Source organism: Streptomyces sp. NPDC056160 (assembly GCF_042268205.1).
Taxonomy (GTDB): Bacteria; Actinomycetota; Actinomycetes; order Streptomycetales; family Streptomycetaceae; genus Streptomyces.
In genome coordinates this window covers 1-14,750 of sequence record NZ_JBHJUW010000177.1, presented here as the reverse complement: position 1 = coordinate 14,750, position 14,750 = coordinate 1, and the positions used below count along the sequence as shown (strand labels likewise).

General features: G+C 72.6%; 13 protein-coding genes. 8 read left to right on the top strand and 5 right to left on the bottom strand.

Annotated features, from left to right (window positions below; translation table 11 throughout):
• Positions 1-127 precede the first annotated feature (127 nt).
• A complete protein-coding gene (locus ACFC02_RS37635) occupies positions 128-1,669 on the bottom strand; it encodes an FG-GAP-like repeat-containing protein (RefSeq protein ID WP_376366798.1) in 1,542 nt (513 codons plus the stop codon).
• A 198-nt stretch (positions 1,670-1,867) separates the two neighbouring features.
• Here ACFC02_RS37635 and ACFC02_RS37630 point away from each other — a divergent pair, with 198 nt between their 5' ends.
• The 3 genes from ACFC02_RS37630 (at position 1,868) to ACFC02_RS37620 (ending at position 5,598) form a co-directional block, all read left to right on the top strand.
• The gene (locus tag ACFC02_RS37630; RefSeq protein WP_376366797.1) at positions 1,868-2,356 is read left to right on the top strand and encodes a MarR family winged helix-turn-helix transcriptional regulator; all 489 of its coding nucleotides are present in this window, start codon (positions 1,868-1,870) and stop codon (positions 2,354-2,356) included.
• A complete protein-coding gene (locus tag ACFC02_RS37625; RefSeq protein WP_376366796.1) occupies positions 2,353-3,216 on the top strand; it encodes an alpha/beta fold hydrolase in 864 nt (287 codons plus the stop codon). Before ACFC02_RS37630 ends, ACFC02_RS37625 begins: the two co-directional genes overlap by 4 nt.
• Before the next feature lie 156 nt (positions 3,217-3,372).
• Positions 3,373-5,598 carry a PQQ-binding-like beta-propeller repeat protein gene (locus ACFC02_RS37620; RefSeq protein WP_376366795.1) on the top strand — a complete coding sequence of 742 codons (2,226 nt, stop codon included), beginning with the start codon at positions 3,373-3,375 and terminating at the stop codon, positions 5,596-5,598.
• Positions 5,599-5,817: 219 nt separating this feature from the next.
• On the opposite strand, the gene ACFC02_RS37615 is transcribed toward ACFC02_RS37620, so the two are convergent.
• Positions 5,818-6,228: a DUF4345 domain-containing protein gene (locus ACFC02_RS37615; RefSeq protein ID WP_376366794.1), complete on the bottom strand. Its 411-nt coding sequence runs from the start codon at positions 6,226-6,228 to the stop codon at positions 5,818-5,820.
• Between the two features lie 90 nt (positions 6,229-6,318).
• Between ACFC02_RS37615 and ACFC02_RS37610 the strand changes: the two genes are divergently transcribed.
• Positions 6,319-6,954, top strand: a complete 636-nt coding sequence (locus ACFC02_RS37610; protein WP_376366793.1) for a TetR/AcrR family transcriptional regulator — start codon at positions 6,319-6,321, stop codon at positions 6,952-6,954.
• Positions 6,955-7,009: 55 nt separating this feature from the next.
• On the opposite strand, the gene ACFC02_RS37605 is transcribed toward ACFC02_RS37610, so the two are convergent.
• Positions 7,010-8,143, bottom strand: a complete 1,134-nt coding sequence (locus ACFC02_RS37605; RefSeq protein WP_376366792.1) for an FAD-dependent oxidoreductase — start codon at positions 8,141-8,143, stop codon at positions 7,010-7,012.
• Entirely contained in the window at positions 8,133-9,524 is a 1,392-nt protein-coding gene (locus tag ACFC02_RS37600) for an MFS transporter (protein WP_376366791.1), read from the bottom strand. The genes ACFC02_RS37605 and ACFC02_RS37600 overlap by 11 nt, the downstream gene beginning before the upstream one ends.
• Before the next feature lie 152 nt (positions 9,525-9,676).
• On the opposite strand from ACFC02_RS37600, the gene ACFC02_RS37595 reads away from it, so the two are divergent.
• A complete protein-coding gene (locus ACFC02_RS37595) occupies positions 9,677-10,561 on the top strand; it encodes a helix-turn-helix domain-containing protein (RefSeq protein WP_376366790.1) in 885 nt (294 codons plus the stop codon).
• 139 nt (positions 10,562-10,700) lie between these two features.
• Here the strand turns inward: ACFC02_RS37595 and ACFC02_RS37590 are convergent, their stop codons facing one another.
• Positions 10,701-11,591 carry a helix-turn-helix transcriptional regulator gene (locus ACFC02_RS37590; protein WP_376366789.1) on the bottom strand — a complete coding sequence of 297 codons (891 nt, stop codon included), beginning with the start codon at positions 11,589-11,591 and terminating at the stop codon, positions 10,701-10,703.
• Positions 11,592-11,733: 142 nt separating this feature from the next.
• Between ACFC02_RS37590 and ACFC02_RS37585 the strand changes: the two genes are divergently transcribed.
• The 3 genes from ACFC02_RS37585 (at position 11,734) to ACFC02_RS37575 (ending at position 14,645) form a co-directional block, all read left to right on the top strand.
• Complete coding sequence (locus tag ACFC02_RS37585) at positions 11,734-13,140, top strand: MFS transporter (protein WP_376366788.1); 1,407 nt, start codon at positions 11,734-11,736, stop codon at positions 13,138-13,140.
• Positions 13,128-14,150: a zinc-dependent alcohol dehydrogenase family protein gene (locus tag ACFC02_RS37580; RefSeq protein ID WP_376366787.1), complete on the top strand. Its 1,023-nt coding sequence runs from the start codon at positions 13,128-13,130 to the stop codon at positions 14,148-14,150. Before ACFC02_RS37585 ends, ACFC02_RS37580 begins: the two co-directional genes overlap by 13 nt.
• Before the next feature lie 363 nt (positions 14,151-14,513).
• Positions 14,514-14,645 (top strand): hypothetical protein, encoded by a 132-nt coding sequence (locus tag ACFC02_RS37575; protein ID WP_376366786.1) that lies wholly within the window; start codon positions 14,514-14,516, stop codon positions 14,643-14,645.
• Positions 14,646-14,750 lie beyond the last annotated feature (105 nt).

Here is a 14,750-nt window from a genome sequence, read left to right as displayed (position 1 = left end):
CGCCCGGGGGGGCCCCCCCGCCCCCGCCCCCGCCGGGCGCGGGCCGCGGCCGCCGCTGCGCCGCGCCCCGTGGGGGGGGGGGCCCGCCCCCCCGCCCCCCCCCCCTCCGCTGTGCCTCGCGCCGGACTCAGGTCAGGAGCAGGAAGGAGGTCCAGGTGGTGCCGCCGTACATGGGCTTCTGCGCGGCGAGCTGCCCGTTGGCCTGACCGCCGTAGAGGTGCATGGTGCCGTCGCTCCAGATGGCGAAGACGTCGGAGATGCCGTCTCCGGTCACGTCGGCCGCGGCCATCTGCTTGGTCGTGAGCCAGGTGGTGCCGCCGGTGGTGACGCGCTTGCCGTCGGCGACCTGGCCGTTGCCCAGGCCCTTGTAGTAGTTGAGCGTGCCGTCGTTCCAGACGGCCATGACGTCGGCGACGCCGTCACCGTCGAAGTCGCCGTCGAAGAGCTGCTTGACGGTCCCCCAGGTGCTGCCGCCCACGGTGACCTTGACGCCGCTGCCGAGCTGGCCGTTGCCGAGGCCGGGGTAGACGTGCAGGGTGCCGTCGGTCCAGACCGTCATGATGTCGGCGTTGCCGTCGCCGGTGAAGTCACCGGCCGTCATCTGCTTGATCGTCTTCCAGGTGGTGCCGCCCATGGTGACCGCACGCCCGTCACCTATGTGCCCCTGGCCGTCGCCGGGGTAGACGTGCATGGTGCCGTCGGTCCAGACGGCCATGACGTCGGCCTGGCCGTCGTTGGTGAAGTCACCCTTGGCGATCTGCGGCGCGGTCCGCCACGTCGTCCCGCCGAGCATCTGGACGTGGGTGCCCGCCAGGCCGTTGGTCTTGTCACCGGGGTAGAGGTTCATCGTCCCGTCACCCCACACACCGGCCAGGTCACCGACACCGTCACCGGTGAAGTCGTCCTGCACCCGGAACGCGGTCTTGGCCACCCAGATCGCGATGTCGTCGACACGGGTGTCGACGGCGTCGCGGCGGGTCTCGGCCGGGTCGACGCCCAGGCACCCGCCCTGCCAGGAACGCGAGGCGACGGCGACGAGTTCGGGACTGCCCTCGACGGTGCGGAAGGCGGGAGCGCCGGCGTCGCCCTGGCAGACGGTGGCGTTCTGCGCGCCGTTCACGGTGAGCGCGGCACCGTCGGTGGCCGCCACCGTGAACTGTCCGCTGTGCGCCTTGTTCGGCACCCACTCGGTGGCCGTACGCCCGAACCCGACGTGGGTCAGCTGCTCACCGTCGGCGGCCGGGGTGGTGGCGACGCGGACGGGGCTGATGGCGGGGTCGAGGATGCGCTTGGCCAGTTTGACCATGACCAGGTCGCGGTCGGGGTGGGGCACCAGTTCGACGGCGTCCTGGACGCTGCCCCCGGTCTGGGAGAGGTCGCCGCGGCCCACGGTCACCGTGGTCTTGAGGGCCGGTTTGCCGGCGGCGACCTTGCCGTCGGCGGAGAAGCAGGACGCCGCGGTGAGGACCCACTGGGGGTCGACGAGCGTGCCGGTGCAGGCGCGTTGCGTGTCCCCGCTGCCGATGTCGACCTTCGCGACGAAGGACGGGGGAGTGGTGCTCTCAGGGCCGTTCAGGGCCCCGGCGGGAGTGGCGCCGAGACCGGTGACCAGGGCGGCTGCCACGGCAGAGCCGATGGCCCATCTGCTCCGGGAACACTGTGCGGGCATGGTCTTCCTCGCTGTGCCGTCACGGATTGTGCGCACACTGCGCACAAGCTTGAAGATCGCCAGGAAGCTTTCCACGAAAAGGAAAAGAAGCGCCAACGTATGAAACTGGTAAAACGAGCAAAGGGGACATCGGCTCTGTGACCTATCCCACAGGGAGGTCGGCGAGCGAGATGACATCTGAGATGTCAAGATGACACTGTGAGTGTCACAAAGGAATCCGATCTCTACGAGATCATCCGCCGTCTCTGGCCTCTGCATCGCACCATCGTCCGGGCCGTCGAGCGTGAGGTCACGCCTCTCGGTCTGAGCGCTGCCCTGCATGCCCTGCTCGACCGGCTGCGCACCCACGGGCCCCAGACGGTCCCCCAACTCGCCCGCGCCCTGGGCCTGGACCGGCAACCCGTCCAGCGCTGGGTGAACGACACCGCCGCACTCGGGCTCACCGACTCCGCGCCCAACCCCGCCCACCGCCGCTCCCGGTTGGTCCGCCTCACCGCCCACGGCGCCGACACCATCGACCGTGTCCAGGCCGCCGAGGCCGCCGAACTGCGCACGGCGCTCGCCGACGTGACGGCCCAGGAGGTCGCCGCCTGCCTGCGCGTGCTCACCCGTCTCGACGAGGAGTTCCACCGTCTCGCGACCGACGGCACCCGAAGTGACACCCCCGCGGGAGGAACCACCCCATGAGCGCGCACAACACCCGACGCGCCGTCCCGGTCCCCGGCACGGCATCCGGTACCGCACCCGCCCCCGGCGGTGGCACCCTCTACTACGAGGCCCTCGGTGAGCCCGACGGCACACCTCTCGTCCTCGCCCACGGCGGCATGCTCGACCTCACGATGTGGGACGAACTCGCCCCCGCCCTGGCCCGGGCGGGCCACCGCGTGGTCAGGTACGACCAGCGCGGCCACGGCCGCTCCTCCTCGGTCACGGGCGACTGGTCCAACCACGCGGACCTGCGTGCCCTTCTCGCGCACCTGCGTCTGCAGAACCCGGTACTCATCGGCCTGTCCGGCGGCGCCCGGCTGATCGTCGACCACGCCGTCGACGTACCGGACGACGATCCCACCGCCCCTTCCGCCCTCGTCCTCGCGGCCCCGGGACTCAGCGGACGGGAGTTCACCGACCCCTACACCCTCCAGCACTTCGGCGAGCAGATCGCGGCCGTCGGTGCCCCCGACGGCGCCGAGCGCTACGTCGAGCACTTCCTGCGGATGTGGGCGGACGGTCCGTACCGCGTACCCGCCGACCTCGACCCCGCGCTGCGCGAACGGCTGCGCGCCGGCGCCGCCGCCAACGTCGCCGACCACGCCGGGGGCCTCGGCGCAGGCCGGCTGATCGAGGCGAACGCCGCCGAACGCCTCGACCGGCTGCGCGTCCGCCGCCTCGTCATCGTCGGCGAACTCGACACCACCGACATCCACACCAACGCCCGAGCCCTCGGCGGCCGCCTGGTGACCGTTCCCGGAGCCGGGCACACCGTCAACCTGGAGGCCCCCGACCGCTTCGAACGGGCGATCCTTTCCTTCCTCGGTGGGCGGCGATGAGTGCTCGCCGTGCGCCATGCGCCGTGCGGCAGCGTGTGTCCGGTGGCCGTGTGACGCTTCTGTGAAGGGCTGCCCCGTCCTTCCGGGGCCCCGCCGCGGGTGCGTGCGCGTTCCGTATTGTGGTCTCGGGAAATGCTGGTCGACCGAGGGGGGCGTGTGCCGCTGTACAAGGGCGACCCCAGATCCGTCGGCGGCTACAAGCTGGTCGACCGCCTCGGGGCAGGCGGCATGGGGATGGTCTACCGGGGCAGATCGCGTTCCGGGCGCGAGGTCGCCGTCAAGATCGTGCACGCCGAGTATGCCCAGGACCCGGTCTTCCGGGCCCGGTTCCGGCAGGAGATCGAGGCCGCCCGCCGGGTGAGCGGCGCCTTCACGGCCGCCGTGGTGGACGCGGACCCGGAGGCCGAACTGCCGTGGATGGCCACGCAGTACGTGCCCGGCCAGTCCCTCGCCGCCCGTATCCGTGACCAAGGACCGCTGCGCGTCCCGGAGCTGCGGCCGCTCGCCCTGGGCCTGGTGGAGGCGTTGCGTGACATACACCGGGCCGGGGTGGTGCACCGCGACCTGAAGCCCGCCAACGTCCTCATGGCCGAGGACGGCCCGCGGGTCATCGACTTCGGTATCTCCCGGGCCGCCGAGAGCCACCACACCCTCACCGAGACCGGGCAGGTCATCGGCACCCCGACCTTCATGTCCCCGGAGCAGTTCACGGACGCCCGGACGGCCGGGCCGGCGTCGGACATCTTCTCGCTCGGCGCGCTGCTGGTGTACTGCATCACCGGACGCGGCCCCTTCGACGCCGACAGCCCCTACCTGACCGGCTACCGGGTCGTCCACAACCAGCCCGCCCTCGACGGGGTGACCGGGTCCGTGCGCGCGGTCCTGGAGCGCTGCCTGGCCAAGGAACCCGGCGACCGGCCCGGACCCGACGAACTGGCACGGGAGTTCGCCAGGGTCCTCCCGGAGCCGTCGCCGGGCGAACCCGAGACGATGAGGCTGCGGCTGCCCTCCGCGCGCCCCGGCCCCCCGCCCCCGGCCGGCGATCCGGCCGCGACCCGCCACCCCCGGTGGCGCGGAACGCGGGTGCTGATGGCCGCGGCCGGCGTGCTGGCCGTGGCCCTGACCGGCTGTCTGCTGCTGGTTCCGTCACGCGGTGACGGCGCGACAGGCGCAACAGGCGCGACACAGGCACGGACCACGGCTCCCAGCCGCTGGGCCCCTCTGCCGCCCGGCTGGAAGCCGTGGCAGACGACCGCGTCCGCGATCGCGGAGAAGGGCGTGAGGAAGGCGCCGGGGTACGAGGGGAACAGGGAGCCGGCCTGCGTACCGGACGACGGCGCCCTCTACTGCGCCGGAAGCGCCCTCCTGCCCGAACGGATCGACGCCACCACGGGACGCACCCTCTGGCGCTCCGGCATCGCACCCCCCGGCATCCCGGCCGACCGCTACGTCACGGCACTCCTCGGCGTGCACGAAGGCGTAGTGCTGGTGGAACTGACCGTCACCGGCGCGGACGGCAAGGGTGAGGCGCAGTCCGTCCTCGCGCTCGACGGCACGAGCGGCACGAGGCTGTGGTCCCACCCCGTACGCACCGACAGCCTGGGCTCCGTCTACGCGGCCGGCGTGACACTGACGCAGGAGGGCGACGGCACCGCGGTGACCGTCCGCTCGGCGCGCGAGGGCACCGTACGCCGGAGGATCCCCGTGCCCGCCGGGTACGACTGCCTGTTGCTCGCCGCCGAGAACCGCCCCTACGTGGAGTGCATGACCCAGGAGGAGGGCTCGCACAGCACGAAGTTCCTCGTCGTCGATCCCGCCGGCGGCACCGCGCGCACCCTGGCCTCACCCGCCCAGTCGAGGAGCTTCGTCGGCGTCCAGGACGGGCGACTGGTCTTCGTGGAGGCGGACGACCGTCCCGTGGCCAACAGCCCCGACCTGATCTACACCCGGATCGTTCGCGTGGACCCGGACACCGGCAGGCGCACACCGGCCCCGCTGCCCGAGCGGTACCGGGGAGGGGTCCCGACCCTGGCGCACGGCACGCTCTACTTCGCCACCTCCAGCGGGCTGGTCACGGCCGTCTCACCCGCGACGGGAGCCCGGCTGTGGCAGAGCCACACCACCCTGGAGACGCCGGGCCAGGCCTCGGTGGACCAGAAGGGGCGCACTGTGTACCTGGCCGGAGGCAGCGGCCGGGTGGCCGCCCTCGACACGGCGACCGGCACCCTGCTGTGGGAGTCGTCGGCGCGCGCGGAAGTGCTGGACACCGGGCTTCTGCCCACCGTGTGGTTCAACAAGGGCGCCCTGGTCCTGGCGACCTCCGACGGCACCCTGTTCACGCTCGACCCGGCCCACCCCGACCGGAAACCCGTCCCGGGCTGACACGGACGGACGCGATCGGCCGCGCCGCAGCCGTGGAGCTTTTTTCGGGGTCGGTCGAGAAACCCAGGGCGAACCGGAGCGGGCGGGCTGCCTTCCAACTGTGTGGGTCGCGGGAACCGCGCTCGACGACTGGCAGGCGGTCCTCGCCCCGATCGCAGCGAGTGACCGGCGGAATGAGTACTCCCAGGGCGGTGTGGTCGTGCCGCTGCCGCGACTTCGTCAACCGGCGGCCACAGCCGCCACGTCGCCGCGCACGGCCCGTTCCTCCGCGTCGGCCAGCCAGAAGTAGACCGGGGGCAGGCCCAGTTCGATCACGGTCAGCGCGATCTGGAACCAGTGCGGCCAACCGTGTACGGCGAGCGAGAGCAGCCGTCCGGCGCCGCCCAGCAGGAATACGCCGGCCAGCCACCGCACTGCCTGGGCCGGGATCGGGCGCTGCCGTGCGGCCCAGAGCCACGCCAGCCCGTAGCCGACGAAACTGGCCCCCATGAAACGGCCCCAGCTGTCGACCGTCGTACCGGCCGAACCGGCGCCGGGGATCGCCGCGTTGCCGAGTGCCACGTGGAACAGGCCGATCGCTGCACAGGACCAGCCCATCAGTTGGGTGAGCAAGCGCAGAGCCCTGGCCATGGTTCCTCCGAGTCGTGGTGACGGAGCTTGGTCGGCATGCGTCTACTACAGTGCGCGCACTAGTGGACGCGTGTCAACTAAGCTGCGGGCGTGCCTCCTCGCCAGCGACTCACCCCCGCCGCCCGTCGTGCGCAACTCCTCACCGTCGGCGCACGGCTCTTCGCCGCGCACCCGTACGCCGACGTGCTGATGGAGGAGGTCGCCGCACAGGCCGGGGTCTCCCGGGCCCTGCTCTACCGCCACTTCCCGAGCAAACAAGCCCTCTTCGCAGCCGTGTACCAGGAGGCGGCGGACCGGCTGCTCGCCGAGACCCGGTTCGACCCGGCCGACTCCCTGGTGGAACAGCTCGTCCAGGGGATGGACGTCCATCTCGACTATTTCGAGGCCAACCGCAACGCCGTCCTCGCCGCGAACCGGGTGCTCGCGGGTGACCCGGTGGTCCAGACGATCATGACCGACGAGCTGGACGCGCTCCGCGCGCGGCTGCTGGCCGTACTCCCGCTCGCGGACGGCAACGCCCACGAGGCGGTGTCCGGTGTCCTGAAGAGCTGGCTCGTCTTCGTCCGGGTCCTCTGCGTCGACTGGCTCACCCACGAGACCTGTACCCGCACCCAGTTGCGCGACGTCTGTATCGGCGCGGTGCTCGGAGCCCTGCGCCCACTGCTCGCGGAGGACCCCGCTCCCGACTGGCCCCGCCGGTCCCGTACACCGGGACGGGAAGGGTGACGCTGCCCCGCCCGGTGGGCCGTCGCCCTGACGGACACCGTGGGCGGCTGCCGGGTCAGGACTGCTCGTGCCGGGTGAACGCGGCAACGAGGTCGTGCGGTGCGGTGTCCTCGGACTCGGCGCCGCGGGCCGGGAGGCCCTCGAAGGCGGGGGCCTCCTCGCTACGGGGGAACATGGCCCGCTCGTACTCGGTGAGCGCGGCCTCGACGTCGCCGGGGTGCGCGGCCAGGGCCTTGCCGAGTTCGGCACCGTCGAGCATGGCCAGGTTGGCGCCCTCGCAGTTCGGGGCCGCCAGGTGGGCGGCGTCACCGAGCAGCGTCACCCCCGGCACCCTGTCCCACTGGTGCCCGGGCGGCAGAGCGTGGAGCGGGCGCAGGATCGGCGGGATGTCGCTGTCGGTGATCAGCGCGGTCAGCACCGGAGCCCAGCCGTCGAACTCCCGCGCGATCCGTGCGGTTGCCGCGGCGGCATCGGTGAAATCGACCGCGGCGAACCACTCCTGCGGCTCGTCCAGGCCCACGTAGGCGTGCAGGGTGCCGTCCCTCTCCCGGTGAGCGAAGATCTCCCGGCCGGGCCTGACCGCGATCATCGATCCGCCGCCGACGGCCTTCGCCACGGCCGGGTGCCGGGTGTCGGCGTCGAACAGGTAGGTCTCGACGACCGACTTGCCGACGTACGCGGGCACGGCGGTGGAGAGCAGCGGGCGCACCCGTGACCACGCGCCGTCCGCGTCGGCCAGCAGGCCGGTGACGACGGTGCTGCCGTCGGCGAACGTCACCTCGTGACGGCCGTCGCCGAGGGAACGGGTACCGCAGGCCTCGCGGCCCCACCGGACGGTGCCGGCCGGGAGTGAGTCGAGCAGGATCTGCCGCAGCTCGCCGCGCAGCACCTGGGGGCGCCCGCCCGTGCCGTCGTCGGCTTTGCCGAACAGGACGGTTCCGTCCGGGTCGAGGAACCGCATGGCCTGGCGGCCCTCCAGGACGAGGCCGCGGAACTCGTCCATCAGATCGGCGGCTTCCAGGGCGAGTTGGCCGTTGTAGTCGTGGATGTCGAGCACCCCGCCCTGCGACCGCTCGCTCGGGGAGGACTCCGCCTCGTAGACCGCGGCCGGTATTCCGTGGAGGTGCAGGACGCGGGCGAGCGTGAGCCCGCCGAGCCCGGCGCCGATGATCGTGACGTCAGTGGTCATGGGGCATACGTGTTGCGGCCGCCGCGGCCACGCACGCGACGGCGGCGGCGAGGAACAGGCTGACGCGCAGGCCGTGCTCGAACCCGGCCGAGCCCGACAGCAGGGCGCCGAAGACCGCGACGGCCAGGGCCCCGCCGACCTGACGGCTGGTGTTGAACACGCCGCCGGCCGTGCCCGTCCGGTGGGCGGGGACGTGCTCCAGCAGCAGCGCCGTGGTCGGCGGCATCACCAGCGGGCCCGCCAGGCCGACGGGGACGAGCAGCAGCGCGGTCAGCCACACCGCGGCCGAGGCCGGCACCAGGGCCAGGGTGAGCGATCCGGCCGCGAGCAGGACCAGGCCCGCGACGACCGGCACGCGCGGCCCGGTCCACCCGGCGATCCGCGCGGAGAACGGGGTCAGGCAGGCGCTGAGCACCATCATCGGCAGGAACGCGATGCCCGCGCCCAGTGCGGACATCCCGTGCTGCTGCTGGAAGTACAGACTGAACACGAACGGCAACCCGTAGAAACCCACCATGAACGCGAACCCGACGCCGGTGGCGACCACCACCACTGCCGAGCGGAACAGTTCCAGCGGCACCATCGGGTGCGCGACCCTCGCCTGCGCGGCCACGAACGCGGCGAACGCCACCACCGCCAGGCCGAGCGCGCCGAGCACCTCCGGCGCCGTGAACCCGGCCGCACCCGCCTCGATCGCGCCGAAGGTCAGCCCGCCCATGGCGAGGACCGCGGTGACCTGGCCGATCCAGTCGAACGGCGCCGGCCGCGTGGGGGAGTGCGGCGCCCGAGTCAGCAGGAGAAGGGTGACGAGACCGACGGGCAGGTTGATCCAGAAGATCACGCGCCACGAGGCGAGGCTGAGCACACCGCCCAGCACCGGGCCCGCCGCCGCGGCCACCGCGCCGCCCATCGCCCACACACCCACGGCGCGGGCCCGGCGGCCCGCATCGGGGAAGGCGTGGCGCACCAGCGCCATCGACGTCGGCATGGTGACGGCCGCACCGATGCCCTGCACCACCCGCGCGGCGATCAGCACCCCCAGTGCGGGCGCCAGACCGCAAGCGGCCGAGGCCACCACGAACACGACCAGCCCTCCGGCGAACGCGCGGCGCGCACCGATGCGGTCGGACAGGGAGCCGGCCGACAGCAGCAGAGCGGCGAACATCAGCGTGTAGCCGTCGACCACCCACTGCAGACCGGTGATGCCGCCGCCCAGCCCGGCACGGATCGAGGGCAGCGCGACGTTCACGATGGTCGCGTCCAGGGTGATCACGAAGAATGCCAGGACAGCCGCGGCCAGCGTCGCGGTGGCGTGCCGGTCCGCGGCGGACACACCCGGGCCCGTACTCGGCACGCGACGCAGGGAAGCGATGAGGGACATGACGAGGGAAGATCCTTTTGCGAGGGGGCCGGCACGGACCTCATGGCCCGGCCACGCATCCACTCCACCACGCACCCCGCTGACCTGGGAGTCCTCGCTGTGAGGGGGACCAGCAGGGACCCCCTCGGCGGCGATCGTCCTATCCTGGTGCGGTGCCGTCCGACACCGTCCGCGAGGACATCCGCACCTTCCTCACCAGCCGCCGTGCACGCCTGACCCCGGCCGAAGCCGGCCTGCCCGACATCGGCGGCAAGCGCCGCGTCAGCGGACTCCGCCGCGCCGAGGTGGCCCAGCTCGCCGCCATCAGCGTCGAGTACTACACCCGCCTGGAACGCGGCAACGTCCGCGGCGTCTCCGACGAGATCCTCGACGCCCTGGCCGCGGCCCTTCGCCTGGACGACGTCGAACGCGCTCACCTCGTCGCCCTCGTCCGCGCCGCCAACGCCCCGCACCGCCTTCCCGAACGGGACGGCGGCGCCTCGCACGTCCGCCCCAGCCTCCAGCAGATCCTCGATGCCATGACCGGCGCCGCCGCCTTCGTCCGCAACGCCCACCTGGACATCCTGGCCACCAACCGCCTCGCCAGGGCTCTGTACCGGGAAGCCCTCGACACGGACGACCGGCCGCCGAACCTCGCCCGTTTCGTCTTCCGCGATCCCCGCTCCCGACGCTTCTACCGCGACTGGGACGGCATCGCCCACGACGCCGCCGGCAGCCTGCGCACCGAGGCCGCCCGCACCCCCGCGGACACCGACCTCGCCGACCTGATCGACGAACTCGCCTCCGTCAGCGACGGGTTCGCCGAGCGCTGGGAAGCCCACGACGTCGACCACTACCGCAGCGGCCGGCAGCGCTTCCACCACCCCGACGCCGGCGACCTCGACCTCGACTACGACGCCCTCGAAGTCCCGGCCGATCCCGGCCTCACCCTCGTCACCTACACCCTCTCCGCGGCCGCCCCGCACGCTGCCGCGTTCCTCCGGCTCGCGGAAGCATCCGCGGACACCCGCCGCGACGACGGCTCCTGCCACCGGTGAGGGCCCTCACCGCCGAAGCCGTACAGCAGGCAGGTGCTTCGAATCCGGGAGCGTCCGCCCCAGGCGCGCGACGTCAACGCGCGCTCGGGCTGCCGTCCATGTCCTCAACTCCTCGTGGACCACTGGCTGTAGCGGAACTCTAGCCGTTGGCCGCGGGGGTGGCCGCCCAACTGGCGAGGAGTTTGAGCCGGTCGTCGTCGGCGGTGCCCGGTTCGGCGATGTAGATGGTCAGGGAGTGGGCCTCGCGGGCGGACATCGGCAGGTCCATGGGCTGGTAGGTCAGCTCCAGCGGGCCGGCCTCGGGGTGGTGGAGACGTTTGACGCCGCCGTGGTGGATGCGCACCTGGTGGGCCGCCCATCGGGTACGGAACTCGGTACTGACCGTGGACAGCTCGCCCACGAGTTCGCGCAGCGCCTTGTCGTGGGGGTAGCGGCCGGCTTCGGCGCGCAGCAGGGCGGTGGTGGTGTTCGCGGCGCCCTGCCAGTCGTCGACGAAGTCGTGGGAGGCGTCGTCGAGGAAGTAGTAGCGGGCGAAGTTGGGCCGGCCGTGCTCGTCGACCGTGTGGCTGGTGAACATGGGGGCGAACAGGGCGCGGGCCAAAGCGTTGGCGGCGACGATGTCCAGGCGGCCGTTGGTGACGTACGCCGCGCAGAGGGTCATGGAGTCGAGCAGCCACTGGACGCGGGGCGGGATGTCGACGGCCTTTCGGCGCCGTCGGGTCGCGGTGGTCGCGCTGGGCTGGGCGGCTTTGGCCAGGTCGAACAGGTAGGTGCGCTCGTCCTCGTCCAGTCGCAGGGTCCGGGCGACCGCGTCGAGGACGTCCTCGGAGACGCCGCCGATGTGGCCCTTCTCCAGCCGTGTGTACCACTCGGTGCTCACCCCGGCGAGGACGGCGACCTCCTCGCGGCGCAGCCCGGGCACCCGGCGCCGGCCGCTGCTGGGCAGACCGACCTGTTCCGGGGTGAGCTGGGCGCGCCGACGCGTGAGGAAGTCACGGATGTCGGCGCGGTTGTCCGGGCGGCGTTCCATGCTCTCCACGCTACGGGCCCGGACCCTGGGGAGGGGGGTTGAGCTTGTACCCCCCATAAACCCAGCCTCCCGCGTCCGCGGCAGTAGCGGTTTCGTGGTGTGCGCACCACGTTCCCGATCCCTGCGGAGAAGAAGTATGACCATGCGAGGAGGAACCCTCCACGCGCCTGCCGGCAGCCGCGACCGTGACGGCGAGCGTCCGCCCACCCGGCTACCGCTCGTCGTCCACGTACTGGCTCTGGGTACGTTCCTGATGGGTACGACCGAGTTCGTGGTGGCGGGTCTGCTGCCGGAGATCGCGCAGGACGTGCAGGTCGGCGTGGCCCGGGCCGGACTGCTCATCACCGTCTTCGCGGTCGGGATGATCGTCGGCGCGCCGCTGATGGCGATGCTGACGCTGCGGCTGCCCCAGCGGCTGACCCTGGTCCTCGCACTGGGCGTCTTCGCGGCCGGGCATGTCGTCGTCGCGACCGGCTCCGGCTTCGCGCTGCTGCTGGCGGCCCGTTTCCTGACGGCGCTGGCGACGGGCGCGTTCTGGGCGGTGGCCAACGTGGTGGCCGCCCGCGCCGCCGGGCCCGCCGCGCGCTCCCGCGCCCTGGGCGTGGTGGGCGCCGGCGCGATGCTCGCCAACGTCGTCGGCGTGCCCCTGGGTGCCCTCGCCGGGCAGCTCACGGGCTGGCGGGGGCCCTTCTGGGCACTCGCCGTCCTCGGCGCGGCCGCGATGGCGCTCATCGCCCGCCACGTCCCGGACGACGGCCCCGGCCGCGCGACGGTGTCGATCCGGTCCGAGCTGTCGGCTCTGCGCTCGGGGCGGCTGTGGCTCACCCTGGCCGCCTGTGCGACCACCACCGGCGGTGTGCTGTCGACGTACACCTACATCTCGCCGTTGCTGACCGAACGCACCCAGCTGGCCGCCGGCCTCGTGCCGCTGGTCCTGGTCGGGTTCGGCATCGGCGCCCTGGCCGGCTTCCTGCTGGGGGGCCGCCTCGGGGACCACCGTCCGCACATGACGACGATCGTCGCCCCCGCCGCCACGACGATCCTGCTGTCGGCGATGTGCCTGCTGTCCCGGCAGGCCGCGCCCACGACGGTGCTGGTGGTCCTGCTGGGGCTGTTCGGCCTGGGTGCGAACCCGGTGCTCATCTCCCTGGGCGTCCGCTTCGCGGGCAAGGCCCCGACCCTGGGGTCGGCCCTGACGGTGTCGGCGTTCAACCTCGGCACCGCCGTCGGTTCCTGGGGCGCCGGGATCGCCCTGGATTCCTCGCTGGGGGCCCAGGGCCCGGCCGCCGTCGGCACCGCCATCGCCGCACTGACCCTGATCTCCGCGACGGTCCTCGCCCTCACCCGGCACCGCCGCCCGACGCCGCCCGCCGCCCAGACCACCGCCGCCGCACCCGGGATCCCGGGCGTACGCCCCTCCAACGGGCTCGGCGGCCGGAGGAGCACAAACCGAAGACGTCACGGGATACCCGTGTCTCGCGGAACACCGACCGGTGCGAAAGGCACCGGCACACACGGAACGAGGAGGAGCCACCCATGCGTGGAGTAGTGATGTACACGGCCGGTGACGTCCGGGTCGAGGAGCGTGAGGACCCGAAGATCATCGAGCCCACCGACGCCGTCGTGAAGCTGACCGCGACCTGCATCTGCGGCTCGGACCTGTGGCCGTATCGCGGCATCGAGCCCGCCGACCACCAGGTCATGGGACACGAGTACGTGGGTGTCGTGGAGGAGGTCGGCGCCGAGGTGAAGAACGTCAAGCCCGGAGACTTCGTCGTCGGGTCGTTCGTCATCTCCGACAACACCTGCGAGATCTGCCGGGCCGGGTTCCAGTCCAAGTGCGTGCACGCCGAGTTCGTCGCGCAGACCATCGGCACCCAGGCCGAGAAGGCCCGCATCCCGCACGCGGACGGCACCCTCGTCGCCACCCCGGGGCAGCCCGACCCCGAGCTGATTCCCGCCCTGCTGGCCGCCTCCGACGTACTCGGCACCGGCTGGTTCGCCGCCGTCGCCGCCCAGGCCGGTCCCGGCAAGACCGTCGCGGTCGTCGGTGACGGTGCCGTCGGCATCATGGCCGTGCTGGCCGCCAAGCAGCTCGGAGCCGAGCGCATCATCGCCATGTCCCGCCACCCCGAGCGGCAGAAGCTGGCCCGCTCCTACGGTGCCACCGAGATCGTCGAAGAACGCGGTGAGGCGGGCATCGCGAAGATCAAGGAACTCACGGGCGGGCTCGGCGCGCACTCGGTGGTCGAGGCGGTCGGCACCCAGGAGTCCTTCATGCAGGCCGTGGGCGCCACCCGCGGCGGCGGGCACCTGGGCTACGTGGGGGTGAACCACGACGTGACCATCCCCGGGATCGAGCTGTTCTTCGCCGGCATCCACACCCTCGGCGGCCCGGCCCCCGTGCGCCGGTTCCTGCCCGACCTGATCCGGCTCATCTGGGACCGCGAGATCGACCCCGGCAAGGTCTTCGACCTCACCCTGCCCCTTGAGCAGGCCCCGGAAGGTTACAAGGCCATGGACGAGCGCCGCGCCACCAAGGTGCTCCTCACCCTCTGAACGCGCCTGCTCGGAGCCGGTGACCGGGCCTCGCCCGTCCTGCCGCAGCGGCGGGGGCGCGATACGGCGCGGTCGCGGCAGGACGGGGGCGGGTCCGTGCGCCGGTCGGAGCGCCCGGGGGAGCGGAGGTGCCGGTGCGCTCCCACGTGCGGGTGGTGGCGGAGCCGGTAGCGGCTGATGCAGGTGGCGGGTATCCCGGGCAAGGGGCGCACCGGCGGCCCGGGGTCCGCTTCCAGGGAAGCCGGCTTCCCGTGGCCCGCGCAGCCCAGCGCGCGGGCATCCGAACGGGAAGCGCCGGTGACCTGCCGGTCCGCCGCAGCCGCCGCGTGGGCGCCCCTTCGGCCCAACGACAAGGAGACGGCCATGTCCACTCTCGAACTCACCGAACTCGACAAGCTCATCGACCGACTCGACCAGCGCGTCACCGACACCGAACTGGCCACCGACGCGGCCGAGACCCTCGCCAGCCTCGTTCTCATCTGCCTCGGCGTTTGACGGTCGGCAGCCGCCCGGCGCCCGGGAGGGGCACCCGTGGGTTGCCCACCCCGGGCGTGCAACCCCCGCGGGGGCGGGAACCCGCCCCCCGACCACGGCGCCCAC

What these genes read in the sequence shown, in the direction of transcription:
- ACFC02_RS37635 (WP_376366798.1), bottom strand. Translation starts at nt 1,669, where the DNA reads ATGCCCGCACAGTGTTCCCGGAGCAGATGGGCCATCGGCTCTGCCGTG.
- ACFC02_RS37625 (WP_376366796.1), top strand. Translation starts at nt 2,353, where the DNA reads ATGAGCGCGCACAACACCCGACGCGCCGTCCCGGTCCCCGGCACGGCA.
- ACFC02_RS37615 (WP_376366794.1), bottom strand. Translation starts at nt 6,228, where the DNA reads ATGGCCAGGGCTCTGCGCTTGCTCACCCAACTGATGGGCTGGTCCTGT.
- ACFC02_RS37605 (WP_376366792.1), bottom strand. Translation starts at nt 8,143, where the DNA reads ATGACCACTGACGTCACGATCATCGGCGCCGGGCTCGGCGGGCTCACG.
- ACFC02_RS37600 (WP_376366791.1), bottom strand. Translation starts at nt 9,524, where the DNA reads ATGTCCCTCATCGCTTCCCTGCGTCGCGTGCCGAGTACGGGCCCGGGT.
- ACFC02_RS37590 (WP_376366789.1), bottom strand. Translation starts at nt 11,591, where the DNA reads ATGGAACGCCGCCCGGACAACCGCGCCGACATCCGTGACTTCCTCACG.
- ACFC02_RS37585 (WP_376366788.1), top strand. Translation starts at nt 11,734, where the DNA reads ATGCGAGGAGGAACCCTCCACGCGCCTGCCGGCAGCCGCGACCGTGAC.
- ACFC02_RS37580 (WP_376366787.1), top strand. Translation starts at nt 13,128, where the DNA reads ATGCGTGGAGTAGTGATGTACACGGCCGGTGACGTCCGGGTCGAGGAG.
- ACFC02_RS37575 (WP_376366786.1), top strand. Translation starts at nt 14,514, where the DNA reads ATGTCCACTCTCGAACTCACCGAACTCGACAAGCTCATCGACCGACTC.